Genomic DNA, 25,653 nt, shown 5'->3' with positions numbered 1-25,653 from the left:
AGGGCGGTGGCTCTCGTGGCGGCAGCTCCGGTGGTGGTTACCAGGGCGGTGGCTCTCGTGGCGGCAGCTCCGGTGGTGGTTACCAGGGCGGTGGCTCTCGTGGCGGCAGCTCCGGTGGTGGTTACCAGGGCGGTGGCTCCCGTGGGGGCAGCTCCGGTGGTGGTTACCAGGGCGGTGGCTCCGACTCGCGTGACCGCGACCGCGAGCAGGCCCCCCGCATCCGCAACCCCCGCCCCGAGGAGCGTCGCTACGACGTAGGCCCCGAGGGCGAGCGCAACGGCCGCGGCGGTGCCAAGGCCGGCGGCGGCGGCGCCCGCGGCGCGGCCGACGGCAACCGCGGTGGCGGTGCGCGCGGCGCTGCGGCCCGCGGTGGCGCCAAGGGCGGCCCCAAGACCTCCAGGACCCCCGGCATCGGCGGCGCCGGCGGCCCGCGCATCGGCCCCGGCAGCCGCAGCGGCCAGTCCAAGCCGCGCGAGCTGGAGGCGCGGATCGAGGAGCGCGTACGCGACCGCTACGCCGACAAGCCCGTGATCAAGACCCCGAAGACCTTCCCGGGTGCCGAGGAGGAGGGGGAGCGTCTGCAGAAGGTGCTCGCCCGCGCCGGCATGGGTTCGCGCCGCGCGTGCGAGGAGCTCATCGAGCAGGCCCGCGTCGAGGTCAACGGCCAGATCGTGCTGGAGCAGGGCAAGCGCGTCCAGCCGTCGGACGAGATCAAGGTGGACGGCCTGACGGTCGCCACCCAGTCGTACCTGTTCTTCGCGCTGAACAAGCCCGCCGGTGTCGTCTCCACCATGGAGGACCCGGACGGCCGCCAGTGCCTGGGCGACTACGTCACCAACCGCGAGACCCGGCTCTTCCACGTCGGCCGGCTCGACACCGAGACCGAGGGCATCATCCTCCTCACCAACCACGGTGAGCTGGCCCACCGCCTCACGCACCCGAAGTACGGCGTGAAGAAGACCTACGTCGCCGCCATCACCGGGCCGCTGCCGCGTGAGATCGGCAAGCGGCTCAAGGACGGCATCGAGCTGGAGGACGGGTACGCCCGCGCCGACCACTTCCGCGTCGTCGACCAGCTCGGCAAGAACTACCTGGTCGAGGTGACCCTCCACGAGGGCCGCAAGCACATCGTCCGCCGCATGATGGCGGAAGCCGGCTTCCCGGTCGAGAAGCTCGTACGGACCTCCTTCGGCCCGATCGAGCTGGGCGACCAGAAGTCCGGCTGGCTGCGCCGCCTGACGAACACCGAGGTTGGCATGCTCATGCGCGAGGTCGGTCTGTAGCCGCCTCGCCTGAGACACGAAAGCCCGCAGTGCCCCCGTGGCACTGCGGGCTTTTCGCTTGTCAGCAACCCTCCCCCGCATTTATAGTCAACATGACCATTAAAGAACGAGGGGGTCGGCCGTCATGAGCTGGACCGAAATTCTGGGGTTCGCCACCGGGGCCCTGTGCGTCTGGCTCGTCGCCCGGCAGCACGTCGCGAACTGGCCCATCGGCATCGCCAACAACGTCTTCTTCATCGTGCTCTTCGCCCAGTCCGGCCTGTACGCCGACGCCGGGCTCCAGATCGTCTTCATCGCCCTCGCCGCGTACGGCTGGTGGTCCTGGACCCACGGGGGTGGACCAGGATCCGCGGAGGCCCTGCCGGTGCGCCGCACCACGCGCACCGAATGGGCCGTACTGGCCGCGGCGGGGGCGGTGGGGGTGCTCGGGCTCACGCTCCTGCTCAGCCGGGTCACCGACTCCACCGTCCCGTTCTGGGACGCGCTGACCACCGGGCTCTCGCTCATGGCCACGTACGGCCAGTGCCGCAAGCTCGTCGAGTCGTGGTGGCTGTGGATCGCCGCCGACCTCGTGTACATCCCGCTCTACGCCTACAAGGGGCTGTACCTGACCTCGGCCCTGTACGTCGGCTTCCTCGCGCTCTGCGTGGTCGGCCTGCTCGGCTGGCGCCGCACGCTGCCGGCGCGGGGCGCCCGTACGACGGCGGCGGGGGCGGCGGCATGAGCGGCGCGAACGGGACGAAGCGCTTCGGGCACGGGCTGGTGCTCGGCAAGTTCTACCCGCCGCACGCCGGCCACCACCACCTCGTGCGCAGCGCCCAGGAGCAGTGCGAGCGGCTGACCGTGCTCGTGTGCGCCGCCTCGGTGGAGTCGGTCCCGCTCGCCGACCGGGTGGCCTGGATGCGCGAGGCGCACCCGGGGGCGGAGGTCGTCGGCGCGGTCGACGACATCCCGGTCGACCTGCACGACCCGGCGGTCTGGGAGGCGCACATGGCGGTCTTCCGTGGCGCGGTGCCCGGGCCGGTCGACGCCGTCTTCACCTCGGAGGAGTACGGGAGCGAGCTCGCCCGGCGGTTCGGCGCCGAGGAGGTCTGCGTGGACCCGGGGCGCACCCGTTTCCCCGTCTCCGGCACGGCGGTACGGGCGGACCCGGTCGGGAACTGGGAGTTCCTGGGGCCGGGCGTACGGGCCGCCCTGACCCGGCGGATCGTCGTACTCGGCGCCGAGTCGACCGGTACGACGACCCTGTCGCGGGCGCTCGCGGCCCACTACCGGGCGCGCGGCGGGGTCTGGGCCGGGACGGGCTGGGTCGCGGAGTACGGGCGCACGTACAGCGAGGAGAAGCTGGCGGCGGCACGTACGGCGGACCCGGCGGCGACCTGGGAGGACGTGTCGTTCACCTCCGCGGAGTTCCCGGTGATCGCGCGGCGGCAGGACGCGGAGGAGGAGCGGGCGGCCCGGACGGGTTCGCCGGTGCTGATCTGCGACACCGACTCCTTCGCGACCGGCGTCTGGCACGAGCGGTACATGGGAGGGCGGAACGAGGAGGTCGAGAAGATCGCCGCCCTGACGCCCCGGGACCTGTACCTCCTCACGGACCACACGGACGTGCCCTTCGAGGACGACGGGCTGCGGGACGGACCGCACCTGAGACCCTGGATGACGGACCGCTTCCGCGAGGAACTCACGCGCACGGACAGGCGTTTCCTGATCATGCGCGGGGACCGCGAGACGCGGCTGGCGCAGGCCGTCGCGGCGGTCGGCGAACTGCTGGCCGAGGGCCGGCGCTTCGCGGACCCGCTGCCGGAGAACCGATGACGACGGCCTACGACCCGCACGCGTTCGAACCCTTCGCGGTGACGGTCGACCTGGCGGTGTTCACCGTACGGGGCGGGGCGCTCCACGTCCTGCTGATCCGGCGAGGCCAGGAGCCGTACGCGGGAGCCTGGGCGCTGCCCGGCGGCTTCCTGCTGCCCAGGGAGTCCGCGGAGACGGCGGCCCGCCGGGAACTGGCCGAGGAGACCGGCCTGTCGGAGGCGGTCGTCGCCGCGCTCCACCTGGAGCAGCTGCGCACGTACAGCGAACCGGACCGCGATCCCCGGATGCGGGTCGTCTCGGTGGCCTTCACCGCCCTGGTCCCGGACATGCCGGAGCCGGCGGCGGACGGCGGCGGCGACGCGGCCCAGGCGCGCTGGGTGCCGGTGGGGGAGGCCGGGGAGGCTGCGGAGGACCTCGCTTTCGACCACGCACTGATCCTGGCGGACGCCCGGTCCCGGGTCGGCGCGAAGCTCGAGTACACCTGCCTGGCCACGGGGTTCTGCCCGCCCGAATTCACCCTCGGGGAGCTCCAGTCCGTCTACGAGACCGTCTGGGGCACCGCCCTGGACCGCCCCAACTTCCGCCGCAAGGTCCTGGCGACGCCCGGCTTCGTCGAGGCCGTGCCGGGAGTCGCCCGGCTGACCGGAGGCCGCGGTAAACCGGCCGCGCTGTACCGGGCGGGCCCGGCGACCGCCCTGCATCCGCCGCTGCTCCGCCCCACGGAAGGACACCCGAAATGACCCTGACTCCGAAGAAGCGGGCGGCGACGGGGGCTCTGCTCGGCCTCGCCCTCGGCGACGCGCTGGGCTTCCCGACCGAGTTCAACGACGTCCCGTCGATCCTGGCGAAGACCGGCCCGTGGCGCGAGATGCGGCTGCCGAGCCCGGCGATCGTCACGGACGACACCCAGATGACGCTGGCCCTGGCCCGCGGCATACGGACGGCGATGGATCGCGGCAGGGTGGGCCCGCTGCGCCTGGCCCGCCCGGTCCGGGAGGAGTTCGTCGACTGGTACCACTCCCCGGAGAACAACCGCGCCCCGGGCAACACCTGCCTGCGCGCGTGCAGTCTCCTCGACGCCCCCGACCGGGACTGGCGGGACGCGAGCCAGATCGGCTCGAAGGGCTGCGGGGCGAACATGCGGGTGGTCCCGGTGGGTCTGGTGCCCGGCTGGACGGAGGAGGAGCGCGCCGGCGCGGCCCAGCTCCAGTCGGCCCTGACCCACGGCCACCCCACGGCCCTGGCCGCCTCGGACCTCACGGCCCGGGCGGTGTACCTCCTCGCGCAGGGCACGGAGGTGACGGGCCTGGTCGGACAGCTCCGCTCGTACGCCCTGGACAACCGCACGCACTACCACGAGCGCTGGCTGGGCGACCTCTGGATGCGGACGGCGTCGGACGCGACGCCGGAGTCCTTCATCGCCCGCGGCTGGGACGAGTGCCTGTCGGTCCTGGACCGCCTGACGGCGGCCCTGCGAACCCCGTCCCCGGAAACGGACCCGTGCCTGACGACGGGCGACGGCTGGATCGCGGAAGAGGCCCTGGCCACGGCCCTCCAGTGCTTCCTCCTCTTCCCGGAGGCCCCCCTGACGGCCCTGCGCCGCGCAGCCTGCACGAGGGGCGACTCGGACTCGATCGCCTGCCTGGCCGGCGCCTTCGCCGGCGCCCACCTCGGCGCGGACGTCTGGCCCGGCGACTGGGAGTCCCGCATCGAGTACCGCGACGAACTCCTGGCCTTCGGCGCCCTCTGGGATGCTTGATCCATGCTGGATGCACTGAGTATCGACCTGACCCCCGTGGTGGCGGAGCAGCCCGACCCGCTGCTCTTCGCCACGGTCTCGGGCGCCCACCTGTACGGCTTCCCCTCCCGGGACTCGGACATCGACCTGCGCGGTGCCCACCTCCTGCCGGCGCCGGCCCTGCTCGGCCTGCGCGAGCCGGAGGAGACCCGGACCCGGATGTGGGACCGGGACGACGTGGAGATGGACCTCGTCACACACGACCTGCGCAAGTTCGTCCGGCTGATGCTGAACCGCAATGGCTACGTCCTGGAGCAGTTGCTGTCCCCGCTGGTGGTCCACACGACACCGGCGCACGAGGAACTGATCGCACTGGCCCCGGGCGTGCTGACCTCCCACCACGCCCACCACTACCGGGGCTTCGCGAGCACCCAGTGGAGCCTCTTCGGGAAGACCGGTGAACTCAAGCCGCTGCTCTATGCCTTCCGCGCGCTGCTGACCGGCATCCACCTGATGCGCGCCGGCGAGATCCAGGCACATCTGCCGACCCTGCTGGGCGACGTACGAGAGTCCCCGGCGTACCTGGCCGACCTGATCGAGGCCAAGGTCGCGGCCGAGCACGGCCCGGCCGCCGGCACGGACGGATCCCGCGTCCGGCAGGACTTCGAAGCGTTGCACGCTGTCCTGGAGGCGGCGCAGGCCGCGTCCGCACTGCCGACACAGGTGTCGGCGTACGACGCGCTCGACGACCTCGTCATCCGGCGCCGGAGGCTGGTGCCGCGTCAGGCGACGTTCGCCCCGTCGTGACGCCCGGCACGTACTCTCGCCGCGCCGGCCGAAAGCTCAAGTACGTCCAGTACGAGCGCTTGCGTCCGGCACGCCGAGAGCACGCCCCGGACGCCGCTCCTTGACCGGCAAACGCTGCCAGACGCGGCACTAGACGGCTGACATCCGGCGCGTGCGGAGGAGGAAGTCCTCCACTCGGGCCAGGTCCGGTGCCGGGGGCAGCGGGGTGGTGGCCAGGGCCGTCTCCGACTCCGTCGTCAGGCGGGTCATCCACGTGTCCACCTCGGGCCAGGTGAGTTCGCCGTGCTTGACCGCCAGGAGGCGGTCGCGGTGCGGGCCGGCGTCGATCGTCAGGCGGCCCGTGCGCAGGAGGTCGCGGCAGGACAGGAGCAGGCGCAGCAGGTGCATGGCGTGCTTCCAGCGCGGGGCGCCGTGGATGCGGACGTCCGCGACGAGTTTGGCGTGCTGGGACGCCGCATACCGGGTGAACGTGGTGTGGGCCCTCCGGGAGAGGAACGCCTCCCGGAGGGAGAGGAGTTCCTCACCCACCGGGGTCAGCCGTTCCACCAGCGGGGAGTGCAGGCACTCCAGGATGTTCGGGTTGGCGCGCAGGGCGAGTTCGCAGAAGCGCTCCAGCTCCCAGGAGAACTCCTCCTCCCGCGGGCCCTCCACATGCGTCGGCGGCTTCTCGAAGCGCCAGAAGAGGGGGGTCGGCGCCAGGTAGACGCCGCGCCGGTCGGTGTCGCTCGCCTCCGTCGCCAGGCCGAACGCCCGGGAGCCCATGACGCACGCGTAGACCGTGTGGTCGCGTACCAGGGTGAGGTTCAGGGCTTCCGCGGGCGTCGTCGGCTCGTTCATCCGGGGAGCGTAGGCGGGCGCGGCCGCGCTACGCGAGCGAGATATTGCCGTCCGGCGCCACCGTGATCTTCTTCTCCGCCAGGGGGCGGGTGGCCGGGCCGTGGGCCACGGCGCCGTCCGCGATCTCGAACTTGCTGCCGTGGCAGGGGCAGTCGATGGTTCCGGCCTCCACCTTGTTCACGATGCAGCCCTGGTGCGTGCACACCGCCGTGAAGCAGCGGAAGGACCCGGCCGTGGGCTGGGTGACGACCAGCTTCTCCTCCTTGAGGATCGTGCCGCCGCCCACCGGCACGGCAGAGGACTTCAGCAGGGCCTTGCCCGCACCTGTCCCGGACGAGGGGGAGGGGGACTGCGCCGCCTGCGGAGTGGAGGCGCTGCCCGGCTCGCTCTTCGGGTTCTTCTCCTCGCCGCCGCACGCGGTGAGCGTGCCGCCGGCCAGCGCGGCGGCACCTGCCGCCAGTACCGTGCGGCGGGCTGTCGGCGTGGGGTCGCTCATGGGGTGCTCCTCGATCGGGTCGCTCCGGGATGGCGAGCAGCATCCTGGCGTCTCCGGGGCCCCAGGAGAAGCCCCCGCGCCGCCCGGCTCAGGAGCCCGGCTCCCACGGGACCAGTTCCGCCGGGCCGCCCGGCGTACGGACGACCTCCCAGACGCGGACCACGGCCGCCCGGTCCAGGGGGCCGTGGACGTGCGGGTAGCGGCCACCGGATTCACCCTCGCGGCGGACCTCCGAGGTGAGGGCCCGTTCGTCGAGCTCGACGGCCAGCAGCGGACCCGTTACCTCGCGGTAGTGCGCGTCCGCGATCTCGAGCACCGTAGGGCGGTCCGCCGAGCAGTGCACGAAGCCCTCCGAGTCGAGTGAGGAGGGGGCGTACGGAAGCTCGGGCGCGGCGGTCCAGTCGGCGAGCGGAACGATGTGGAAGATCATGCCGACGGTTCTACCGCAGTGCCGGCCGACTGCTTGCACTAACTGGCGTATCGGGATGTATCGGGTGACATTGTCCGTGTCTCGAACCTCTCGAAAGGCTATGGACGATGGCGGGTAACCCCGGCCGGTTCGATGCCGAGCGGGTCACTCGAGGACATCATCCGGCAGCAGAAGTTCTAGCCACCGCGCCTGCCTCAGCGCCGAGGGCCCGGCCGCCGTCCCACATGACGGGCTGCCGGGCCCTTGTGCCGTGTGCGCTGGCTACCCTGGCCCTGACTTGCCGTTACCCGTTACCCGTTACCCGTTACCCGTGACCACCCGCACCCGCACCCGCACCCGCATCCCTGGAGCGCCCCGTGAGAACCGCCGTCGTCATCGGAACCGGACTGATCGGCACCTCCGCGGCGCTCGCCCTGGCCGCCCGCGGCATCACCGTCCACCTCGCCGACCACGATCCGGCCCAGGCCCGTACGGCCGCCGCGCTCGGCGCCGGCACCGACGAGGCCCCCGAGGGCCAGGTCGACCTCGCGATCGTCGCCGTACCGCCGGCCCACGTGGCCGCGACCCTGGCCGAGGCGATCGGCCGCGGCGTGGCCCGCGCGTACGTGGACGTGGCCAGCGTCAAGGGCGGGCCGCGCCGGGAGCTGGCGGCCCTGGGCGTGGACGTCACCGCGTACATCGGGACCCACCCGATGGCAGGCAAGGAGCAGTCGGGGCCGCTGGCCGCGACGGCCGACCTCTTCGAGGGCCGGCCCTGGGTGCTGACCCCGACCCGGGACACCGACCACGAGGTGCTCAACCTGGCGCTCGAGCTGGTGGCCCTGTGCAAGGCCGTACCGGTGGTCATGGACGCCGACGCGCACGACCGGGCGGTGGCGCTGGTCTCGCACACCCCGCAGCTGGTGTCCAGCATGGTCGCGGCGCGCCTCGAGGAGGCCGACGAGACGGCGGTACGGCTGTGCGGGCAGGGGATCCGGGACGTGACGCGGATCGCCGCCTCCGATCCGCGGATGTGGGTGGAGATCCTCTCGGCGAACCCGGGCCCGGTGGCCGACGTCCTCGCCGGGATCGCGTCCGACCTGGAGGCGACGGTCGACGCGCTGCGCGGGCTCCAGTCGGCGGACGTCGAGAAGCGCCGTGGCGGCGCCGCCGGCATCGAGGACGTCCTGAAGCGGGGCAACGCGGGCCGGGTGCGGGTGCCGGGCAAGCACGGCGCGGCGCCCATCGCGTACGAGACGGTCGCCGTACTGATCAGCGACCAGCCGGGCGAGCTCGCGCGGATCTTCGCCGACGCCGGGCGGGCCGGGGTCAACATCGAGGACGTGCGGATCGAGCACGCCACGGGCCAGCAGGCCGGTCTCGTACAGCTGATGGTCGACCCGAGGGCGGCCGGCGCCCTCACCGCGGAGCTGCGCGAACGGGGCTGGGCCCTGCGCCAGCAGTAGTCCCGCGGGCCGCTTCCCCGGTACTGGGCGGCGCCGGTGCCGGGGGCCGGTAACCTTGGTGAGGGGCGCTTTGGCGCGCCCGGACACGTACGCGCAACCAGGAAGGTGCCCGCACCGTGGAAACCGCAGCTCCGTCCGCCGTGATCGTCGCCATCGACGGTCCCTCCGGCACGGGCAAGTCCAGCACCTCCAAGGCCGTGGCCGCCAAGCTCGGGCTGCGCTACCTGGACACCGGTGCCCAGTACCGGGCCATCACCTGGTGGATGATCACCAACGGGATCGACACCGACGATCCGCACGCCATCGCCGTGGCCGCCGGCAAGCCCGGCATCGTCTCGGGTACGGACCCGGCCGCGCCGACCATCACGGTCGACGGCCTGGACGCCTCCGGACCGATCCGCACGAAGGAAGTCACCTCCAAGGTCAGCGCCGTCAGCGCCGTCCCCGAGGTGCGCACCCTGATCACCGAGCTCCAGCGCAGCATCGCGGCCTCGGCCGAGGGCGGGATCGTCGTCGAGGGGCGGGACATCGGCACCACCGTCCTGCCCGACGCCGACCTCAAGATCTTCCTGACCGCGTCCCCCGAGGCCCGCGCCGCGCGCCGCAGCGGTGAGCTGCGCGGCAAGGAGGCCTCGGACCTCGCGGCCACCAAGGAAGCACTGATCAAGCGCGACGCCGCCGACTCGGGTCGCAAGACCTCCCCGCTGGCCAAGGCCGGCGACGCCGTCGAGGTGGACACCACCGAGCTCACGCTCGACCAGGTGATCGAGTGCGTCGTGACCCTCGTCGAGGAGAAGCGGGCGGGGCGCAAGTGAGCGGAACGCCCTCCCTCAAGGGTGCGGCGCTCGGTCGGCGGATCGGCATCGGCCTCATGTACGGGCTGTGGAAGCCGCGCGTACTGGGCGCCTGGCGCGTGCCCGCCTCGGGCCCTGTCATCCTTGCCGTGAATCACGCGCACAACATCGACGGGCCCATGGTCATGGGCACCGCCCCGCGGCCGCTGCACTTCCTCATCAAGAAGGAGGCGTACATCGGCCCGCTCGGCCCGTTCCTGGACGGGATCGGCCAGGTCAAGGTCGACCGTACGGGCGCGGACCGGGGCGCGATCACCAAGGCGCTCGCGGTGCTCGAGAACGGCGGCGCCCTGGGGATCTTCCCCGAGGGCACCCGCGGCGAGGGCGACTTCGCCTCGCTGCGCGCCGGGCTCGCGTACTTCGCCGTCCGCAGCGGCGCGCCCGTCGTGCCCGTGGCCGTGCTGGGGAGCACCGAGCGCCAAGGGCGGCTGGTCCGCGGACTGCCGCCGTTCAAGAGCCGGGTCGACGTCGTCTTCGGCTCCGCCTTCGACGCGGGCGACGGCACCGGCCGCCGTACCCGTACGGCCCTGGACGAGGCCACCGTACGCATCCAGAGCAGGCTGAGCGCCCACCTGGCCGATGCCAAGCGCCTCACCGGGCGCTGAGCGAGACTTGACCTAGTAGTGGAACCGCGCTGCGCGGGCACCACCGACCACCACGAACGACGAGGAACGGACTTCATGAACGACCAGCACGACCACGGAGCGCTCGGCGATGCCGAGTACGCGGAGTTCATGGAGCTCGCCGCGGAGGAAGGCTTCGACGTAGAGGACGTCGAGGGCGCGATCGCGGAGGCCGGCCACGGGCCGCTGCCCGTGCTCGCCGTCGTCGGCCGCCCCAATGTCGGCAAGTCGACCCTGGTGAACCGCATCATCGGCCGCCGCGAGGCCGTCGTCGAGGACAAGCCCGGCGTCACCCGCGACCGCGTCACGTACGAGGCCGAATGGGCCGGCCGCCGGTTCAAGGTCGTCGACACCGGCGGCTGGGAGCAGGACGTCCTCGGCCTCGACGCCGCCGTCGCCGCCCAGGCCGAGTACGCCATCGAGACCGCCGACGCGGTCGTCTTCGTCGTGGACGCCAAGGTCGGCGCCACCGACACCGACGAGGCCGTCGTCAAGCTGCTGCGCCGGGCCGGCAAGCCCGTCGTCCTGTGCGCGAACAAGGTCGACGGCCAGAGCGGCGAGTCCGACGCGGCCTCCCTGTGGTCCCTGGGCCTCGGCCAGCCGCACCCCGTCTCCTCGCTGCACGGCCGCGGTACGGGCGACATGCTCGACGCCGTCCTCGAGGCCCTGCCCGAGGCGCCCGAGCAGACCTTCGGCGGCGCCCCGGTGGGCGGGCCCCGGCGCATCGCGCTCATCGGGCGCCCGAACGTCGGCAAGTCCTCGCTGCTCAACAAGGTCGCGAAGGAGGACCGGGTCGTCGTCAACGAACTGGCCGGCACCACCCGCGACCCGGTCGACGAGCTGATCGAGCTCGGCGGCGTCACCTGGAAGTTCGTGGACACCGCGGGCATCCGCAAGAAGGTGCACCTCCAGCAGGGCTCGGACTACTACGCCTCCCTGCGCACGGCCGCCGCCGTCGAGAAGGCGGAGGTCGCGGTCATCCTGATCGACACGACCGAGACGATCAGCGTCCAGGACCAGCGCATCATCACCATGGCCGTCGACGCCGGGCGCGCGATCGTGATCGCGTACAACAAGTGGGACGAGCTCGACGAGGAGCGCCGCTACTACCTCGAGCGCGAGATCGAGACCGAGATGCAGCAGGTCGCCTGGGCGCCCCGCGTCAACGTCTCGGCGCTCACCGGCCGCCACATGGAGAAGCTGGTCCCCGCGATCGAGACGGCCCTCGCGGGCTGGGAGACGCGCATCCCGACCGGCCGGCTGAACGCCTTCCTCGGCGAGGTCGTCGCGGCCCACCCGCACCCGATCCGCGGCGGCAAGCAGCCCCGCATCCTGTTCGGCACCCAGGCGGGGAGCAAGCCGCCGCGGTTCGTCCTCTTCGCCTCCGGCTTCCTGGAGCACGGCTACCGGCGCTTCATCGAGCGCCGCCTGCGCGAGGAGTTCGGCTTCGAGGGGACGCCGATCCACATCTCCGTGCGCGTGCGCGAGAAGCGCGGCGCGCAGTACAAGAAGAAGTAGCAGCGGCGGTCCGGGGTCAGTAGCCCCGGCGCGGAGCGGGCGGCAGGGCCGCCGGGATGTGGTGCATTCCGGTCTGGTGCTGCCGCCCGCCGCTGTATGCGGAGCCGGTGCCGGAGGAGCCGCCGTGGTCGCTGCCGCCGGCCGCGGAGGACCCGGCGTACGCGTACGAGGGCTGCGGCGCCGGGGCGTACGCGGCCGGCCACGGGTCCGTCTGCCATGCGGAACTGTTCCAGCCGCTTCCGTACGAGCCGCCCCCGTACGCGGATCCGCTGCCGCCGGCGGTGACGCTGACGGCGCTGCTGTACGCGCTGCCACCGCTCGTGTACGAGCCGCCGTACGAGAACGCCGTGAACCCGAGGTCCTCCTCGCCCGTGCGGTCGCCCGGCAGGGCCCGGAAGGCACGCAGGTACTCCGAGTACAGCGTGTCGTAGATCGGGGTGTGCGAGAGGGCGGCCGGAGCGCTGTCCCGGTCCCTTGCGTGGCGCATCGGGGAGACGGTGCTCGCGTGGGCAGGGGCGCGGGAGGGGTCGTATGAATGCACGTATCAGCCAACGAACCCGGGGCCCTGCGGATGCGGGCGAGGGGGCAGAAAACGCAGATGGCCGGTGGGGTGTCCCCACCGGCACACGGCTGCGCCGCCCCTGGTGGGAGGGGCGGCGCAGCCGTTCAGGGATCCCTGCCGGCGTCAGGCGCCGGGGGTGCCTGCCAGCGGCATCGAGGCCGCCACGAGCTTGCCGCCGGCGGCGGCCTTGTCCAGCGCGTCGCGGAGCAGGTCCTCGCGGGGCTGCTGGCCGATGGAGCCGACCGGGGCTGCGTAGATGAGGACGCGCTGGGTCTTGTTGACGGCGGCCCGCCAGCCGTCGGTGACCGACAGCGGCTGGTGCGCCTGCCACCAGGCGACCTGGCCGCCGCCCTCGGCGCCGGGCTGGAGCACGGCGTGCAGCAGGCCCGCGGCGAGCAGCACCGACCAGCCGGCGAGCGGGGAGGGCAGCTCGGCGGTGTCGGTGACCGGGATGAACCCCTGCTCGATGAGGAGCGGCAGGAAGTCGTCGCCGGGGCCGGTGGTGCCGGGGCGGGCGATCGGGGCGGTCGGCTCGACCACGAGGGCGGGGTGCAGATCGCCGCCGATCAGCACCAGGCCGCTGGTGATGCCGAGGACGGCCTGGCCGCCGGGCACGTTCTGCGGCGCGGCGTCGGCGGATCCACCGGAGGCCGGGCTGTCGCCGGTGATGCTGCGGACCGCGCCCTGCAGCTGCTCCTCGGAGACGGTGACCACCTGCGAGGGGATGCAGCCGGCGTGGGCGAACGCGAGGACGGCCGTCTCCTCGCCGACGAACAGCACCGTGCTGGTGCGGTCGGTCTCGGGGTCCCCGGGAGTGCGGCAGGAGGTGCAGTCGTAGCTGCGCGGTGCGTCGTCGCCGGTGAGCAGCCTCTCGGCTTCTTCGTCACCGATCTCGGCACGTACCTCATCACTGACGTCGAGCATGCGGGGCACGGCTGGCTCCTCGGACTAGGCGAGCGGGGGCCGGGCGGTTCCCGGCTTGCCGGGCTCAACGGCCGAGCGGCTGCCGGGGTCACGCCGTTGGAGGGAACGGAATCGAACCTGGCCCCCGGAGGGGTGAACGGTCGGACCGGGGCTTTGTTTTCCTGCCAACTGTTGTCTGCATATGCGCAGTTGATGGCCGGTCCTGGCCGTTTCGGGAGGGGGTGGCGGATCGGCCGACCGGGTGGGGCGCGGGACGGGTCGCGTGGCGGGCCCGGGCGGGCGGCGAGGCGCTGCGTAGCGTGACGCGATGCCCGACCTCCGGATCCGGCGGGCCGCATCGGCGGCTGCCGCCGCCGCGCTGGCTCTCGTCCTCGTACTCCCGTCGAGGGCCGGTGCGGCCCCGCCGCCCCCTGCGCCCGGGCCCGCGGGGGCGGCCTACCCCGGCTCGCCCGGGATCATCGGGAACGGGCCGGGGGACTGCGGGCCGGGCGGGCAATGGCCCTGGGACTGCGTGGCCGACTGCGAGAGCAGCGGGCGCTGGGCGGTCAACACCGGCAACGGCTTCTACGGGGGCCTGCAGTTCTGGCAGCCGACGTGGGAGGACCACGGGGGACTCGCGTTCGCGGCGCGGGCCGATCTGGCGAGCCGGGAACAGCAGATCCGGGTGGCGGAGGACGTGCTGGGCTCCCAGGGGTGGGACGCGTGGCCGGTGTGCTCGAAGCGGTACGGGCTGGCGGGGCGTATGCACGTGGTCCGGACCGGGGACACGCTGGACGGGATCGCCCGGCGGTACCGGGTGAAGGGCGGGTGGAAGGCGCTGTACGAGGCGAACGGGGCGGTGATCGGGCCGAAGCCACGGGCGCTGGTGGTCGGCACGCTGCTGGCGCTGCCGCCTTCGCCCCCGGCCGCCCCGGTCCCGACGCCGGTCCCGACGGCTCCGGCCGCCCCGGTCCCGACGCCGGTCCCGACGGCTCCGGCCGCCCCGGTCCCGGTGCCGGTCCCAACCCCGGCGCCGTCAGCGGTACCGAAGCCACCGGCTGTTCCGGTGGCCAAGCCGGCCGCCCCCGCGCCGACACCGACCTCCGGCCCGACGCGTACGCCGGCTCCGGCGGCCGTACCCGCTCCCTGACGGGGTTTCGGCTCGGCGGCCCGCGGGGGCGATTCGGAAGGCGGCCGGGCTACCGGCAGACTGCTCGGCATGCTGGAGACCTCCGCACGACTGCTGCGCCTGCTGTCCCTGTTGCAGGCCCACCGCGAATGGACCGGCGCCGATCTCGCGGAGCGCCTCGGCGTGACTCCGAGGACGGTGCGGCGCGACGTGGACCGGCTCCGGGAGCTCGGCTATCCGGTGAACGCCAGCCCCGGCACCGGCGGCGGCTACCAGCTGGGCGCCGGGGCCGAGCTGCCGCCGCTGCTGCTCGACGACGACGAGGCCGTCGCCGTCGCGGTGGGCCTGCGGACGGCCGCGGGGAACGGCGTCGAGGGGATCGGGGAGGCCTCCGTACGGGCCCTCGCCAAGCTCGAGCAGGTGCTGCCGGGGCGGCTGCGGCGGCGGGTGTCGGCGCTCAACGAGTTCACCGTGCCGATGCTGCGCGGGCCGGCCCGGGCCACCGTCGACCCCTCCGTGCTGACCGAGCTCGCCGCCGCGTGCCGGGACAGCGAGCGGCTGCGCTTCGGGTACCGCGACCACGAGGGCAACGTCAGCCGCCGCGTGGTGGAGCCGCACCGGCTGGTGTGCACCGAGCGGCGCTGGTACCTGGTCGCCTGGGACGTGGACCGGGAGGCCTGGCGGACCTTCCGCGCCGACCGGATCGAGCCCAGACCGCCGAACGGACCGCGTTTCACCCCGCGCCCGGCCCCCGCCGAGGATCTCGCCGCGTACGTGTCGCGCGGCGTGGCGCAGGCTGCGTACGCGGCCAGGGCGGTGCTGCGGCTGAAGATGCCGGCGGAGGCGGCGGCCCGGATCGTCGGGCCGAGCGACGGGGTCCTGGAGCCGGTCGACGCCGAGAGCTGCCTGCTCCGCACCGGGGCCGTGAGCCTCGACGTACTCGTCATTCACGTCATGCTGCTCGGCTGTGAGTTCGAGGTGCTCGAGCCGCCGGAGCTGACGGACCGCATCAGAGCGGCCCGGGACCTTCTCGGGCGAGCCGTGGAGAAGATGTAAGGAATCTGAGGGGTGTTCACGTGGCCGCGCAGGGTGGACCGCGGCAATCCCCGGGGAAATTCCGGGGCTCTCGGGCGGAATGCGAAACAGGATGTGCGGAGGGCATCTCGCGCGCCGGAAAAGGAATGGCGCGCGCTCTCTTCCGCGGCTCTCCGGATGAAGCCGGCCCCGTCAAAGGACTGTCGACATTCCGTGACACAAGCGTGACCCGGTACGGACGAACGTCCGGGCGCGGAGCTGACGTTCCGGTCATGCGCACGACGCGGACCACCGGAATGGCCGAGGCGGGCCGGGTGATGACCCGGCCCGCCTCGGTGGTGCGGGGTGAAGTGGTGCGGGGTGAGGTGGTGCGTACCGTCCCGCGAAGTCCCGTACGGGGGTGGCTCAGCCGCCGGTGGCCGGACGGGCCGCGGCGCGTCCCGCGGCGGGCCGCTCGGTGTGCGCCGGGCGGCGGCTGCCGGCCGGCGTGACCGGGGTCCGCTCGGACCGGATCAGGTGCGGCCGGCCGGAGACGTGCGCGGCGGGCCGGGGCACCGGGGCGTGCGCCTGGCCGGCCGCCGCCTGCACGGTCGCGGTGGCGGGCTCCTGCGGGCCGGCGGCATCGGTGGCGAGCCGGAGCTGCCACTTGCCGCCCGCGGAGAGCATCGGGGTGAGCACGGTGGCGACCGGCACGGGCACGCTGCCGGTCTCCAGCCGGCGGCGCAGCCGCTCCCGCAGCGCGAAGACGCGGGCCTCGGCCCCGGCGATCAGCGGCTCGAACCAGGGCAGCGCCAGCATGATCAGCAGACCTGCGGACCAGCCGAGCAGCACGTCGCTGACCCAGTGGGTGCCGAGGTACACGGTGGTGGCGCCGACGCTCAGCGAGACGACCGCGGACACCACGGACAGCACCCGCCGGGTGACCGTCGTCGAGGCCAGGTAGGCCAGGATTCCCCAGGTCACGACGGCATTGGCGGTGTGGCCGGAAGGAAATATATCGCCGCCGGCGAAGAGCTCGGCGGACCCGATCTGCGTGGCGTAGTGCGGCCCGAGCCGGCCGAGGCCGAGCTTGACGGCGCCGACGGTGATGTTGAGCAGGAGCAGCGACACGCCGAGGGTGATCAGCGGGCGGAGGGTGTGCTGCCGCCAGGAGCGCCAGCCGAGCCATGCGGCGACCATGACCGCGGTGGGTCCGCGCTGGCCCAGGACCACGAGGTAGTCGAGGAAGGCGTGCAGCTGCGGCCACTGCTCGTAGGGCCGGAAGAACATGACCTGCCAGTCCAGGCGGACGAGCCAGGACGTGGTCAGGACGGCCACCACGATCGCGAGGTAGAACGCGAGGGTCGATCCGAGGAGCACGACGCGGTGCCGGCTCATCTGCGGTGTCTGCAGATGAGCCGGTCGCTCTGGTTCCCGGTCCAGCCGGGCGAACACCCGCTCCAGACGGGTCAGGATTTGGTCGGTACGCACTCAATCGACGTTACCGCGCGCCGATGGGCGGCCCGGTCGAATCACGGGCTTTGTGATGACCATGTGATGTGGAGTTGGTCTCACGCGCGGCTTAATTCCTCGGATTTAGGCATTAGTTGGAGCCGCGTCGAGCCATTGGCCTGGCCATTGTTTCGCACACTAAGCCGGGGTTTATCGGTGCCGCTCAATTACTTTGCTCAAAGATGGATCGGAATGATCCATTCCGTGATGCGGGCCCTCCGCGAGTACCGCGCGGGCCCTACGGGGCCTGAACGGCTCGAGCCGTTACGGGGGTCCCGAGCCGTTCAGCCAGAAGGCCCCGTACACGGCCGAGGCCAGCGCCACCGCGCCGAGCACCGCGACCGCCCGCCCGGTCCGCCACCGGGCCAGTGCCACCGCCGCCGGCAGCAGCAGCGGGAACGCGGGCAGCAGCAGCCGGGGCTTGGAGCCGAAGTACCCCGACGCGCACAGCGCCAGCGCGACGACGATCCCGCAGTAGACGAGGAGCGCGGCCGGCTGGCGCTGCCGCACGCACAGGGCGTACAGCCACAGCACCAGCACGACGCCCGCGATCAGCCCGACCCCGGCGAGGAACGCGGACGAGGCCAGCTTCGCCCCGATGAACCGGGCGAAGGCCCAGCCGCCGTCGAAGCCGTTGCCCCAGCCGCCCTGCACGTCCAGGTAGCCGAGCAGCCCGTCGCCGGTGCGCGCCCCGACCCACAGCACGTACGCGGCCGCCCCCATCGGGGCCAGCAGCATCCCGGCCGCCATCCGCCACGACCGCTCCCCGCGCCGATGGGCCAGTACGGCCGCCACCCACACCGCCGCCACCACCGCGGCGCCGACCGGGCGGGTCAGCCCCGCCCCGGCCGCGAGGAGGCCGGCGGTCAGCCACCGGCCGCGCAGGGCCCCGTACAGCGCCCAGGCGGCCAGTGCCGTGAACAGCGACTCGCTGTACGCCATCGACTGGACGACGCCCACGGGCAGCGCGGCCCAGACCCCGGCGGCGTACACCCCGGCCCGGCGGCCGTGGAGGAGGTCCGCGACCGCGAAGATCCCCCAGGCCGCCGCGAGCCCGGCCACCACCGAGACCACCAGGCCCGCGGAGCCGTACGACAGCCCGGTCGGCGCCGCGACCAGCCGCTCCAGCCAGGGAAGCAGCGGGAAGAAGGCCAGGTTCGAGTGCACGTCCCCGTTCGGGAGCACCACCTCGTACCCGTACCCCTCGGCGGCGATACGGGCGTACCAGAGCGAGTCCCAGCGCGCCGAAAGCAGCGTGTGCGGACTGCTGCCGACGGCCGCGCCCCAGGCCGCGAGCACGGCCAGCCCGAGGAGCCGGACCGCCGCGAAGACGGCCAGCGCGGGCGCGGCCCGGCGAAATCCAAGATCTTCCACGGGCATGATTATCGGTGGCGCCGGTGCATGCCGTCGGCGCAGAACCACACGTCGTGACCGCGCGTGTACGCGGTGAGGGCACCTCCCGGCGGTGGATCGGGGGAGGAGGGGGAGGGCGGGGTGATCCGAGTGGCGCACACCACACCGCGGGCTCCTCCGCTATGAGAGCTTGACCACGTGTCGGGCAAGCGAACTCGCGTACGCTGACGCTTCACTCGCGTGTCGATGCCGGACCCCGTAGGACGCCGCACAGTGCCCACCACCACCGTGGCTCCGCAAAGCGCTGGTCCGCCGAGTGCGAGCGATCATCTGGGAGGTACATGCATGTCGGGGACGAACGCGGCCGCCTTCCGGCTGCGGCTGCACGCCGCCTCCGGCGGGACCAACCGCTGGCTCGTCCTCGCGGTCCTCTGCATCAGCCTGGTCCTCGTCGCGCTCGACGCGACGATCCTGCACGTCGCCGTCCCCTCCGTCACCGAGGACCTGCGCCCCGGCGCGGTCGAGCTCCTGTGGATCGTCGACGCCTACCCGCTGGTCTGCGCCGCCCTGCTGATCCTCTTCGGGACCCTCGGCGACCGGGTCGGCCGCCGCCGGATACTCCTGCTCGGCTACGGGCTCTTCGGCGCGGCCTCCGCCCTCGCGGCCCTCGCCGACAACGCCCAGGTCCTGATCGCCGCCCGCGCCCTGCTCGGCGTCGGCGGCGCGATGATCATGCCCGCCACCTTGTCGATTCTTCGGCAGGTCTTCCCCGACCGGCGCGAGCGGGCCCTCGCCATCGGCATCTGGACCGCCGTCGCCGCCATCGGCGCGGCCAGCGGACCGGTGCTCGGCGGCTTCCTGGTCCAGCACTTCTGGTGGGGCTCGGTCTTCCTGATCAACATCCCGCTGATGGCCCTGATCCTGCCGCTCGGCCGCTGGCTGCTGCCCGAGTCCAAGGGGTCCTGCGAAGGGCCCTGGGACGTGCTCGGCGCGCTGATGGCCGCCGGCGGCGTGCTCGGCGTGGTCCTCGGGGTCAAGCGGATCGGCGCGGAGCGCCGGCTCCTGGACGCCGAGGCGATGGTGCCTCTGCTGCTGGGTGCGGTCCTGCTGATCCTGTTCGTACGGCGGCAGAAGCGGCGTACGCACCCGCTCATCGACATGCGGATGTTCTCGCGCGCCGCCTTCTCGACGTCCGTCGGGTGCATCGTGCTCGCCATGCTGGCCCTGGTCGGGCTGGAACTGATCGCGGTCCAGTACCTCCAGCTGGTGCTGCAGCTCAGCCCGCTGCAGACGGGGCTGCGGCTGCTGCCGCTCACCTTCGCCGCGATGGCCGCGGGTGCCACCGGCTCGTACACACTGGCCCGGATCGGGCCGCGCACGATGGTGTCGCTCGGCTTCGTGCTGACGGCGTTCGCCGTGCTGCTGCTGACGTTCATGGGGCAGCACGACCGGCCGGTGCTCCTCACGATCGGGTTCATCCTGCTCGGCTTCGGGCTGCAGACCACGCTGTTCGCGGCGTACGAGTCGATGCTGAGCGAGGCGCCCGCGGCCACGGCCGGCGGGGCGGCCTCCATAGGCGAGACCTCGTACCAGCTGGGCGCGGGGATGGGCATCGCGCTGCTCGGCAGTGTCATGAACGCGGCCTATGCGCCGGGGCTGCTGCACGTGCCGGGGGTGTCGGCCTCGGATGCGGCGGGGGCGGCGAATTCTCTGGGCGAGGCGTATCAGATCGCGGGGGCCCTCGGGGGGGCTGCGGGTGAGTCGCTGTACGCGGCCGCGCGGCACTCGTTCGTGCACGGGTTGCACGTCACGCTCGTCGTCAGCGCGGGGCTGCTGCTGGCCGGGGCCGTGATGGCGCTGAAGCTGCCGCGGGCCATGGAGTGCGCGGACTCTGCCGAGTGCGACGCCGAGCCCGTGCGCCTCCCCGCCCAGGCGGGCCACGATGCCCAGCGCATCCCCGCCCCGGCGACGGACCGCGACCCGGCAGTCCGCCCCGCCTGACTCCTCCCGCGCAGCGGCAGCCCGCAGCCTGCGGGACCGGTAGGGGGTGGACCGCGGGCGGCCGTGCGGACAAACTTGCACCGCTAGGTTTCGAACCGCAGGTCCGCACCAGGAGGCGCCGTGCCCTTCGTACCCACCGATCCGCTCGGGCTCGACGAGCTCCTCGCGCCCGAGGACCTCGCCATCCGCGACACCGTCCGCGGCTGGGCCGCCGACCGCGTGCTCCCGCACATCGCCGGCTGGTACGAGAGCGGCGAGCTGCCCGGGATCCGGGAGCTGGCGAAAGAGCTCGGCGCGCTCGGGGCGCTCGGGATGTCGCTCGAGGGGTACGGCTGCGCCGGGGCCTCCGCCGTGCAGTACGGGCTCGCCTGCCTCGAGCTGGAGGCCGCCGACTCCGGGATCCGCTCCCTCGTCTCGGTGCAGGGGTCGCTGGCCATGTATGCGATCTGGAAGTACGGCTCCGAGGAGCAGAAGCAGCGCTGGCTCCCCGGCATGGCCGCGGGCGAGCTGATCGGCTGCTTCGGGCTGACCGAGCCCGACGTCGGCTCCGACCCGGCCGCCATGCGGACGTACGCCAAGCGCGACGGCACCGACTGGGTGCTCAACGGGCGCAAGATGTGGATCACCAACGGCAGCGTCGCGGCCGTGGCCGTCGTGTGGGCGCAGACCGATGAGGGGATCCGCGGGTTCGCCGTCCCCACCGACTCGGCCGGCTTCTCCGCGCCCGAGATCAAGCACAAGTGGTCGCTTCGGGCATCCGTGACGAGTGAACTCGTGATGGACGACGTGCGGCTGCCTGCCGATGCGGTGCTTCCGGGGGTCACCGGGCTCAAGGGGCCGCTGGGCTGCCTCAGCCACGCGCGGTACGGGATCATCTGGGGGGCCATGGGCGCGGCGCGCGCCAGCTTCGAGGCCGCGCTCGACTACGCGCGGACGCGGGAGCAGTTCGGCAAGCCCATCGGCGGTTTCCAGCTCACCCAGGCGAAGCTCGCCGACATGGCGCTGGAACTCCACAAGGGCATCCTGCTCGCCCACCACCTGGGACGGCGGATGGACGCGGGCACCCTGCGGCCGGAGCAGATCAGTTTCGGGAAGCTCAACAACGTCCGCGAGGCCATCGAGATCTGCCGCACCGCGCGGACCATCCTCGGTGCCAACGGGATCTCGCTCGAATACCCCGTCATGCGGCACGCCACGAACCTCGAGTCGGTGCTCACCTACGAGGGCACCGTCGAGATGCACCAGTTGGTGCTGGGCAAGGCGCTCACCGGGCTCGACGCCTTCCGGTGAGGGCCCTGCTCAGCTCTGGTTGAAGAAGTCGCGCGAGCGGCCGGCGGGCTCGCCGCTCACGACCTGGGTGTCGGCCGGGGTCAGCAGGAAGACCCTGGTCGCCACCCGCTCGATCGAACCGCGCAGGCCGAAGGTCAGGCCGGCCGCGAAGTCGACCACGCGCTTGGCGTCGGCCGGGTCCATGGACGACAGGTTCACGATCACCGGGACGCCCTCGCGGAACAGTTCGCCGATGCCGCGCGCGTCACGGAAGCCGTCCGGGGTGACCGTCGCGATGCGCCGGCCGTGCTCGACGGCCGACTCCGACGCGACCTTGACCCGGGGGTCGGTGACCCACTGGTCGCCGGGGCCCGAGACGGAACCCTGCGCGGCCTCCGCGTAGTCGTCGTCGTAGTAACGCTCGTCGTCGCTGTCCTCCACGAGACCCAACCAGGCACTCGCCTTGCGTACCGAACCCATGGACGCCTCCTTTCACCGCAGTCGGTTGTCTTCTCTCCGCTGCCCCTATGGTCGTCCATGATGCTGACAACGCGCCAAGTGGATAGCCGCCGCGCAGGGGTTTCGTGACGGTACTGGTGCAGAACATCCGTTGCACCGTCAAGGTTCCTGGCGGGTACCACTGCTGACTGAGTGAAAATACGACTGCTGCCGCCGTGTGGGTGACCGATGGGGGCGTACGAGTGAACGATCCGGATCGATACGATGCGCATCACGCACGCGTATGACATACGGGGGACCGGTTTGTTCGGCATCGTCAGACCCTGCACGCACCGGCTGGGGGAGCGCTTCAAGACCGAGTGGATGGCCCATCTCTGCGGGCTGTGCCTGGCACTTCGCGGGGACCACGGACAGTTCGCTCGGATCGTGACCAACTACGACGGGCTGCTCGTCTCCGTTCTGACGGAGGCTCAGTCCGGACCGGCGCCCGGCTCGCGGCGCACCGCCGGCCCCTGCCCGCTGCGCGGGATGCGCACCGCCGCGGTGGCCAACGGTGAGGGTGCGCGGCTCGCGGCCGCAGTCTCGCTCGTGCTCGCCTCGGCGAAGGTACGGGACCACGTGGCGGACCGGGACGGGCTGTTGGCCCGCGCGCCCATCGCCGCCGCCGCGCGCAGGGTGGCCCGCGGCTGGGACCGGGCCGGCGCCCGCACCGGGGCCTCGCTCGGCTTCGACACGGCCGTCCTCGTCGACGCCGTGGACCGGCAGGCGGGCATCGAGACGCTGGCCGGCCCCGGCACACCGGTGCTCGTGGTGACCGAGCCCACGGAGACCGCGACGGCCGCCGCCTTCGCCCATACCGCGCAGCTCGCCGGACGGCCAGGCAACGCGCCCGCGCTCGCCGAGGCGGGCCGCTACTTCGGGCGCCTCGCGCACCTGCTGGACGCCGTCGAGGACCAGGCCGCGGACGCCGCGGCGGGCGCCTGGAACCCGCTGACGGCCACCGGGACCTCCCTCACAGAGGCCCGGCGGCTGGCCGACGACGCGCTGCACGGCATCAGGCTGGCGCTGCGCGAGGTCGAGTTCGCGGACGCCGGGCTGGCCCACCGGCTGCTCGTGCACGAGCTGAAGACCTCGGTGGACCGGGCCTTCGGGGTCACGGGCTGCGGACACGTGGGGATGAACGCCGCGGGGCAGGGCGGGTACGGGGCGCCGCCGCAGGGCCACGGCCCGGGCCAGGGCGCCCCGTACGGCAGCGGTCCGTACGCCGGCACCCCGTACGGCGGCCAGGGCGGCCAGGGCGGCCAGGGCGGGAATCCGTACGGCGGGAATCCGTACGGCGGCGGCGCGGGCGGCCCCGGCGGCCCCTGGATGCCCGGACCGCCCATGGGCCCCGGCGGCGGCCTGCCCCCGCAGAAGCCGCGCCGCGGGCTGCTCGCCGGCTGCGCGGTGGCCCTCGGGCTGTTCTGCACCTGCCAGCTGTGCTGCACCGACCACGAGGGTCCGTGGTCCCGCAAGAAGCGGGACGCGTGGTGCGAGGCCTGCGACTGCGGCAACGGCTGCCCCGACTGCAGCGGCTGCGACTGCTGCAACTGCGACGGCTGCTGCTGCGACTGCGGCTGCGACTGCTGAGCCCCCGTCAGCCGCGCACGGGGCCGGACGGCGTACAGGGAGGTTCCCGTCCGGGCCCGTGTGGAAGGGGTGAGCGGCATGAGCGATGACGCAGATGATCCGAAGACAGCCTGGCGGAAATGGCACGAGCATCGGGTGGCTTCCGTGTCCGCCCCCTACGGCCCCCTCTCCCTCATCGGCACCCACTGGCTCTCCGACCACCCGGAAGGTCGAATTCCGGCCGTTCCGGGGCGCTGGCGCGCCACCGAGGGCGGGGTGGCGCTGACCGCCTCCGCCGAGGACGGTCTCAGCCTCGACGGCGAGCCCTTCACCGGTGACGCCGTCCTGGCTGCCGACGAGGCCCCGCCCGCGCACTCCCGGATCGCCGCTGCCCGGGACGTCCGGATCACGGTGATCCGGCGCGAGGGGGAGTGGGCGGTACGGGTCTTCGACCCCGCCTCCGCGGCACGCCGGGCCTTCGCCGGTATCGAGGCCACCGCGTACGACCCGGACTTCGTGCTGCCGGGGCGCTTCCGGCCGTACGGCGAGGACCGGATCGTCCAGGTGGCGAACGCCGACGGGCGGGCGCGCGGGTTCGGCCTCGGCGGTGAGCTGAGCTTCGCGTACCGGGGCGCCGAACACACCCTCCAGGTCGCCGTCGACGAGGACGACGGCAGCCTCTGGGCCGTGATCGGCGATGCCACCGGGGGGAGCTCCAGCTACCGCTTCCGCTTCCTCAGGCCGGGAGTTCCGGACCCGGTGGACGGCTCGATCACCGTCGACTTCAACCGGACCGTGCTGCCGCCCTGCGCCTTCGCGGACCACTTCATCTGCCCGTTCCCGCCACCCGGGAACACCCTGCCCTTCGAGGTCGCGGCGGGCGAGCGGAGGCTGAAAGATGCCCTTGCCGCCCGAATCTGACGCCGAGACACTCCCGACAGCGCCTTCCGGGGGCTTGTCAGGGGCACGACGAAATCCTGTGCGCCCGCCGTACCCCCGGCTGCGCCTCACGGGCTCCGGCGCCCCCCACTGTCCGCCGGGCCCCCGATCCCTCCCGGGAGGACGAGAAGTGAGGATCAAGAGCATCACCCGTACCCGGCTGCTCGCCGTGGCCGCAGGCCTGGCAGCCGTCGCCGGGCTCGCCGCCCCCACCGCGGCGAGCGCGGACAGCGGCTTCAGCGCAGCACGGCTCGCTGCGGCCGGCGCCTCCGTCCAGCGCGCCGACGTCGCCGGCACCGCCTGGTACACCGACCCCGCCAGCGGGACCCTCGTGGTCACCGCCGACTCCACCGTCACCGCCGCGGACCTCGCCAGGATCCGTACCGAGGCCGGAGCCGACGCCGCGGCCCTGCGCATCGAGCGGACCCCCGGCAAGCTGCGCAAGCTGACCTCCGGCGGCGACGCCATCTACACCTCCGGCTGGCGCTGCTCGCTCGGCTTCAACGTGCGCAGCGGGAACACGTACTACGTGCTGACCGCCGGGCACTGCACCGACGGCGCCGGCACCTGGTGGACCAACTCCTCGCACACCACCACGATCGGCGCGACCGTGGGCTCGAGCTTCCCGAACAACGACTACGGCCTCGTCCGCTACGACAACACCGCCCTGGCCCATGCGGGCACCGTCGGCAGCCAGGACATCACCAGCGCCGCCAACGCCACCGTCGGGATGTCCGTGACCCGGCGCGGCTCCACCACCGGCACCCACGGCGGCTCGGTGACCGGCCTCAACGCCACCGTCAACTACGGCGGCGGCGACATCGTCTACGGCATGATCCGCACCAACGTCTGCGCCGAGCCCGGCGACAGCGGCGGCCCGCTCTACTCCGGCACCCGCGCGATCGGCCTCACCTCGGGCGGCAGCGGCGACTGCTCCTCGGGCGGAACCACCTTCTTCCAGCCCGTCGTCGAGGCCCTCAACGCCTATGGCGTGAGCGTGTACTGACGGGGCGGGCGGGTGCAGCCCGCCCGGACCCGGCACAATCATGAGCCCC

24 protein-coding genes and 1 pseudogene are annotated in these 25,653 nt (G+C 73.0%); 17 read left to right on the top strand and 8 right to left on the bottom strand.

The genetic code is table 11. The annotated features are described in order from the left end of the window. The 6 genes from AB0M76_RS27080 to AB0M76_RS27055 form a co-directional block, all read left to right on the top strand. Positions 1–1,283: pseudouridine synthase (locus AB0M76_RS27080; RefSeq protein ID WP_365955333.1), on the top strand; the 1,283-nt coding region annotated here is incomplete at its 5' end. Positions 1,284–1,407: 124 nt separating this feature from the next. Then, on the top strand, positions 1,408–2,007 hold the full coding sequence (pnuC, locus tag AB0M76_RS27075; protein ID WP_365955332.1) for a nicotinamide riboside transporter PnuC: 600 nt from the start codon (positions 1,408–1,410) through the stop codon (positions 2,005–2,007). After that, positions 2,004–3,101 (top strand): AAA family ATPase, encoded by a 1,098-nt coding sequence (locus tag AB0M76_RS27070; RefSeq protein WP_365955331.1) that lies wholly within the window; start codon positions 2,004–2,006, stop codon positions 3,099–3,101. Before pnuC ends, AB0M76_RS27070 begins: the two co-directional genes overlap by 4 nt. Then, complete coding sequence (locus AB0M76_RS27065) at positions 3,098–3,841, top strand: NUDIX domain-containing protein (protein ID WP_365955330.1); 744 nt, start codon at positions 3,098–3,100, stop codon at positions 3,839–3,841. The genes AB0M76_RS27070 and AB0M76_RS27065 overlap by 4 nt, the downstream gene beginning before the upstream one ends. Continuing rightward, on the top strand, positions 3,838–4,860 hold the full coding sequence (locus tag AB0M76_RS27060) for an ADP-ribosylglycohydrolase family protein (RefSeq protein ID WP_365955329.1): 1,023 nt from the start codon (positions 3,838–3,840) through the stop codon (positions 4,858–4,860). The genes AB0M76_RS27065 and AB0M76_RS27060 overlap by 4 nt, the downstream gene beginning before the upstream one ends. Positions 4,861–4,863: 3 nt before the next feature. Continuing rightward, positions 4,864–5,646: a nucleotidyltransferase domain-containing protein gene (locus AB0M76_RS27055; RefSeq protein ID WP_365955328.1), complete on the top strand. Its 783-nt coding sequence runs from the start codon at positions 4,864–4,866 to the stop codon at positions 5,644–5,646. Positions 5,647–5,775: 129 nt separating this feature from the next. Here the strand turns inward: AB0M76_RS27055 and AB0M76_RS27050 are convergent, their stop codons facing one another. From AB0M76_RS27050 to AB0M76_RS27040, 3 genes are all read right to left on the bottom strand, one after another. Beyond that, the gene (locus AB0M76_RS27050) at positions 5,776–6,483 is read right to left on the bottom strand and encodes a nucleotidyltransferase domain-containing protein (RefSeq protein ID WP_365955327.1); all 708 of its coding nucleotides are present in this window, start codon (positions 6,481–6,483) and stop codon (positions 5,776–5,778) included. Between the two features lie 28 nt (positions 6,484–6,511). After that, positions 6,512–6,979: a Rieske (2Fe-2S) protein gene (locus tag AB0M76_RS27045; RefSeq protein ID WP_365955326.1), complete on the bottom strand. Its 468-nt coding sequence runs from the start codon at positions 6,977–6,979 to the stop codon at positions 6,512–6,514. Positions 6,980–7,067: 88 nt separating this feature from the next. Beyond that, on the bottom strand, positions 7,068–7,409 hold the full coding sequence (locus AB0M76_RS27040; RefSeq protein WP_365955325.1) for a DUF952 domain-containing protein: 342 nt from the start codon (positions 7,407–7,409) through the stop codon (positions 7,068–7,070). Positions 7,410–7,765: 356 nt separating this feature from the next. Here AB0M76_RS27040 and AB0M76_RS27035 point away from each other — a divergent pair, with 356 nt between their 5' ends. From AB0M76_RS27035 to der, 4 genes are all read left to right on the top strand, one after another. Continuing rightward, entirely contained in the window at positions 7,766–8,854 is a 1,089-nt protein-coding gene (locus AB0M76_RS27035) for a prephenate dehydrogenase (protein WP_365955324.1), read from the top strand. Positions 8,855–8,970: 116 nt separating this feature from the next. After that, the gene (gene cmk, locus AB0M76_RS27030; protein WP_266668419.1) at positions 8,971–9,669 is read left to right on the top strand and encodes a (d)CMP kinase; all 699 of its coding nucleotides are present in this window, start codon (positions 8,971–8,973) and stop codon (positions 9,667–9,669) included. A gap of 56 nt (positions 9,670–9,725) precedes the next feature. Further along, positions 9,726–10,313 (top strand): lysophospholipid acyltransferase family protein, encoded by a 588-nt coding sequence (locus AB0M76_RS27025; protein WP_365955359.1) that lies wholly within the window; start codon positions 9,726–9,728, stop codon positions 10,311–10,313. Positions 10,314–10,388: 75 nt separating this feature from the next. Next, the gene (gene der / locus AB0M76_RS27020) at positions 10,389–11,849 is read left to right on the top strand and encodes a ribosome biogenesis GTPase Der (RefSeq protein ID WP_365955323.1); all 1,461 of its coding nucleotides are present in this window, start codon (positions 10,389–10,391) and stop codon (positions 11,847–11,849) included. Positions 11,850–11,865: 16 nt separating this feature from the next. On the opposite strand, the gene AB0M76_RS27015 is transcribed toward der, so the two are convergent. Together AB0M76_RS27015 and AB0M76_RS27010 are read right to left on the bottom strand one after the other, a co-directional pair. Next, the gene (locus AB0M76_RS27015; protein ID WP_365955322.1) at positions 11,866–12,336 is read right to left on the bottom strand and encodes a hypothetical protein; all 471 of its coding nucleotides are present in this window, start codon (positions 12,334–12,336) and stop codon (positions 11,866–11,868) included. Positions 12,337–12,534: 198 nt separating this feature from the next. Beyond that, the gene (locus AB0M76_RS27010) at positions 12,535–13,335 is read right to left on the bottom strand and encodes a hypothetical protein (protein ID WP_365955358.1); all 801 of its coding nucleotides are present in this window, start codon (positions 13,333–13,335) and stop codon (positions 12,535–12,537) included. A 307-nt stretch (positions 13,336–13,642) separates the two neighbouring features. On the opposite strand from AB0M76_RS27010, the pseudogene AB0M76_RS27005 reads away from it, so the two are divergent. Both AB0M76_RS27005 and AB0M76_RS27000 read left to right on the top strand, forming a co-directional pair. Further along, positions 13,643–14,227, top strand: a pseudogene (locus AB0M76_RS27005) (transglycosylase family protein); the annotation flags it as partial. A 306-nt stretch (positions 14,228–14,533) separates the two neighbouring features. Next, positions 14,534–15,499 carry a YafY family protein gene (locus AB0M76_RS27000; protein ID WP_365955321.1) on the top strand — a complete coding sequence of 322 codons (966 nt, stop codon included), beginning with the start codon at positions 14,534–14,536 and terminating at the stop codon, positions 15,497–15,499. A 384-nt stretch (positions 15,500–15,883) separates the two neighbouring features. Here the strand turns inward: AB0M76_RS27000 and AB0M76_RS26995 are convergent, their stop codons facing one another. Then, on the bottom strand, positions 15,884–16,948 hold the full coding sequence (locus AB0M76_RS26995; RefSeq protein WP_365955320.1) for a phosphatase PAP2 family protein: 1,065 nt from the start codon (positions 16,946–16,948) through the stop codon (positions 15,884–15,886). A gap of 285 nt (positions 16,949–17,233) precedes the next feature. Next, complete coding sequence (locus AB0M76_RS26990) at positions 17,234–18,343, bottom strand: hypothetical protein (RefSeq protein WP_365955319.1); 1,110 nt, start codon at positions 18,341–18,343, stop codon at positions 17,234–17,236. A gap of 324 nt (positions 18,344–18,667) precedes the next feature. On the opposite strand from AB0M76_RS26990, the gene AB0M76_RS26985 reads away from it, so the two are divergent. Together AB0M76_RS26985 and AB0M76_RS26980 are read left to right on the top strand one after the other, a co-directional pair. Continuing rightward, a complete protein-coding gene (locus tag AB0M76_RS26985) occupies positions 18,668–20,323 on the top strand; it encodes an MFS transporter (protein WP_365955318.1) in 1,656 nt (551 codons plus the stop codon). Positions 20,324–20,443: 120 nt separating this feature from the next. Further along, complete coding sequence (locus AB0M76_RS26980; RefSeq protein ID WP_365955317.1) at positions 20,444–21,613, top strand: acyl-CoA dehydrogenase family protein; 1,170 nt, start codon at positions 20,444–20,446, stop codon at positions 21,611–21,613. A 9-nt stretch (positions 21,614–21,622) separates the two neighbouring features. On the opposite strand, the gene sepF is transcribed toward AB0M76_RS26980, so the two are convergent. Continuing rightward, positions 21,623–22,072 (bottom strand): cell division protein SepF, encoded by a 450-nt coding sequence (sepF, locus tag AB0M76_RS26975; RefSeq protein WP_365955316.1) that lies wholly within the window; start codon positions 22,070–22,072, stop codon positions 21,623–21,625. A gap of 282 nt (positions 22,073–22,354) precedes the next feature. On the opposite strand from sepF, the gene AB0M76_RS26970 reads away from it, so the two are divergent. The 3 genes from AB0M76_RS26970 (at position 22,355) to AB0M76_RS26960 (ending at position 25,604) form a co-directional block, all read left to right on the top strand. Continuing rightward, positions 22,355–23,680 carry a DUF5685 family protein gene (locus AB0M76_RS26970; protein ID WP_365955357.1) on the top strand — a complete coding sequence of 442 codons (1,326 nt, stop codon included), beginning with the start codon at positions 22,355–22,357 and terminating at the stop codon, positions 23,678–23,680. A 78-nt stretch (positions 23,681–23,758) separates the two neighbouring features. Next, a complete protein-coding gene (locus tag AB0M76_RS26965) occupies positions 23,759–24,580 on the top strand; it encodes a DUF1684 domain-containing protein (protein ID WP_365955315.1) in 822 nt (273 codons plus the stop codon). A 148-nt stretch (positions 24,581–24,728) separates the two neighbouring features. Beyond that, positions 24,729–25,604, top strand: a complete 876-nt coding sequence (locus AB0M76_RS26960; RefSeq protein WP_365955314.1) for a S1 family peptidase — start codon at positions 24,729–24,731, stop codon at positions 25,602–25,604. Positions 25,605–25,653 lie beyond the last annotated feature (49 nt).

The sequence above is a fragment of the Streptomyces sp. NPDC051364 genome (assembly GCF_040682115.1).
Lineage (GTDB): Bacteria > Actinomycetota > Actinomycetes > Streptomycetales > Streptomycetaceae > Streptomyces.
This window is presented reverse-complemented; position numbering and strand designations above follow the sequence as displayed.

Bases quoted from the DNA above. Each gene is read 5' to 3' on its own strand.
- AB0M76_RS27015 (WP_365955322.1), bottom strand. From the start codon at position 12,336: ATGCGCCACGCAAGGGACCGGGACAGCGCTCCGGCCGCCCTCTCGCAC.
- AB0M76_RS27055 (WP_365955328.1), top strand. From the start codon at position 4,864: ATGCTGGATGCACTGAGTATCGACCTGACCCCCGTGGTGGCGGAGCAG.
- AB0M76_RS27050 (WP_365955327.1), bottom strand. From the start codon at position 6,483: ATGAACGAGCCGACGACGCCCGCGGAAGCCCTGAACCTCACCCTGGTA.
- AB0M76_RS27070 (WP_365955331.1), top strand. From the start codon at position 2,004: ATGAGCGGCGCGAACGGGACGAAGCGCTTCGGGCACGGGCTGGTGCTC.
- AB0M76_RS27045 (WP_365955326.1), bottom strand. From the start codon at position 6,979: ATGAGCGACCCCACGCCGACAGCCCGCCGCACGGTACTGGCGGCAGGT.
- AB0M76_RS27060 (WP_365955329.1), top strand. From the start codon at position 3,838: ATGACCCTGACTCCGAAGAAGCGGGCGGCGACGGGGGCTCTGCTCGGC.
- sepF (WP_365955316.1), bottom strand. From the start codon at position 22,072: ATGGGTTCGGTACGCAAGGCGAGTGCCTGGTTGGGTCTCGTGGAGGAC.
- der (WP_365955323.1), top strand. From the start codon at position 10,389: ATGAACGACCAGCACGACCACGGAGCGCTCGGCGATGCCGAGTACGCG.
- AB0M76_RS27010 (WP_365955358.1), bottom strand. From the start codon at position 13,335: ATGCTCGACGTCAGTGATGAGGTACGTGCCGAGATCGGTGACGAAGAA.
- AB0M76_RS27000 (WP_365955321.1), top strand. From the start codon at position 14,534: ATGCTGGAGACCTCCGCACGACTGCTGCGCCTGCTGTCCCTGTTGCAG.
- AB0M76_RS26985 (WP_365955318.1), top strand. From the start codon at position 18,668: ATGTCGGGGACGAACGCGGCCGCCTTCCGGCTGCGGCTGCACGCCGCC.
- AB0M76_RS27025 (WP_365955359.1), top strand. From the start codon at position 9,726: ATGTACGGGCTGTGGAAGCCGCGCGTACTGGGCGCCTGGCGCGTGCCC.
- AB0M76_RS27040 (WP_365955325.1), bottom strand. From the start codon at position 7,409: ATGATCTTCCACATCGTTCCGCTCGCCGACTGGACCGCCGCGCCCGAG.
- AB0M76_RS26965 (WP_365955315.1), top strand. From the start codon at position 23,759: ATGAGCGATGACGCAGATGATCCGAAGACAGCCTGGCGGAAATGGCAC.
- AB0M76_RS27065 (WP_365955330.1), top strand. From the start codon at position 3,098: ATGACGACGGCCTACGACCCGCACGCGTTCGAACCCTTCGCGGTGACG.
- pnuC (WP_365955332.1), top strand. From the start codon at position 1,408: ATGAGCTGGACCGAAATTCTGGGGTTCGCCACCGGGGCCCTGTGCGTC.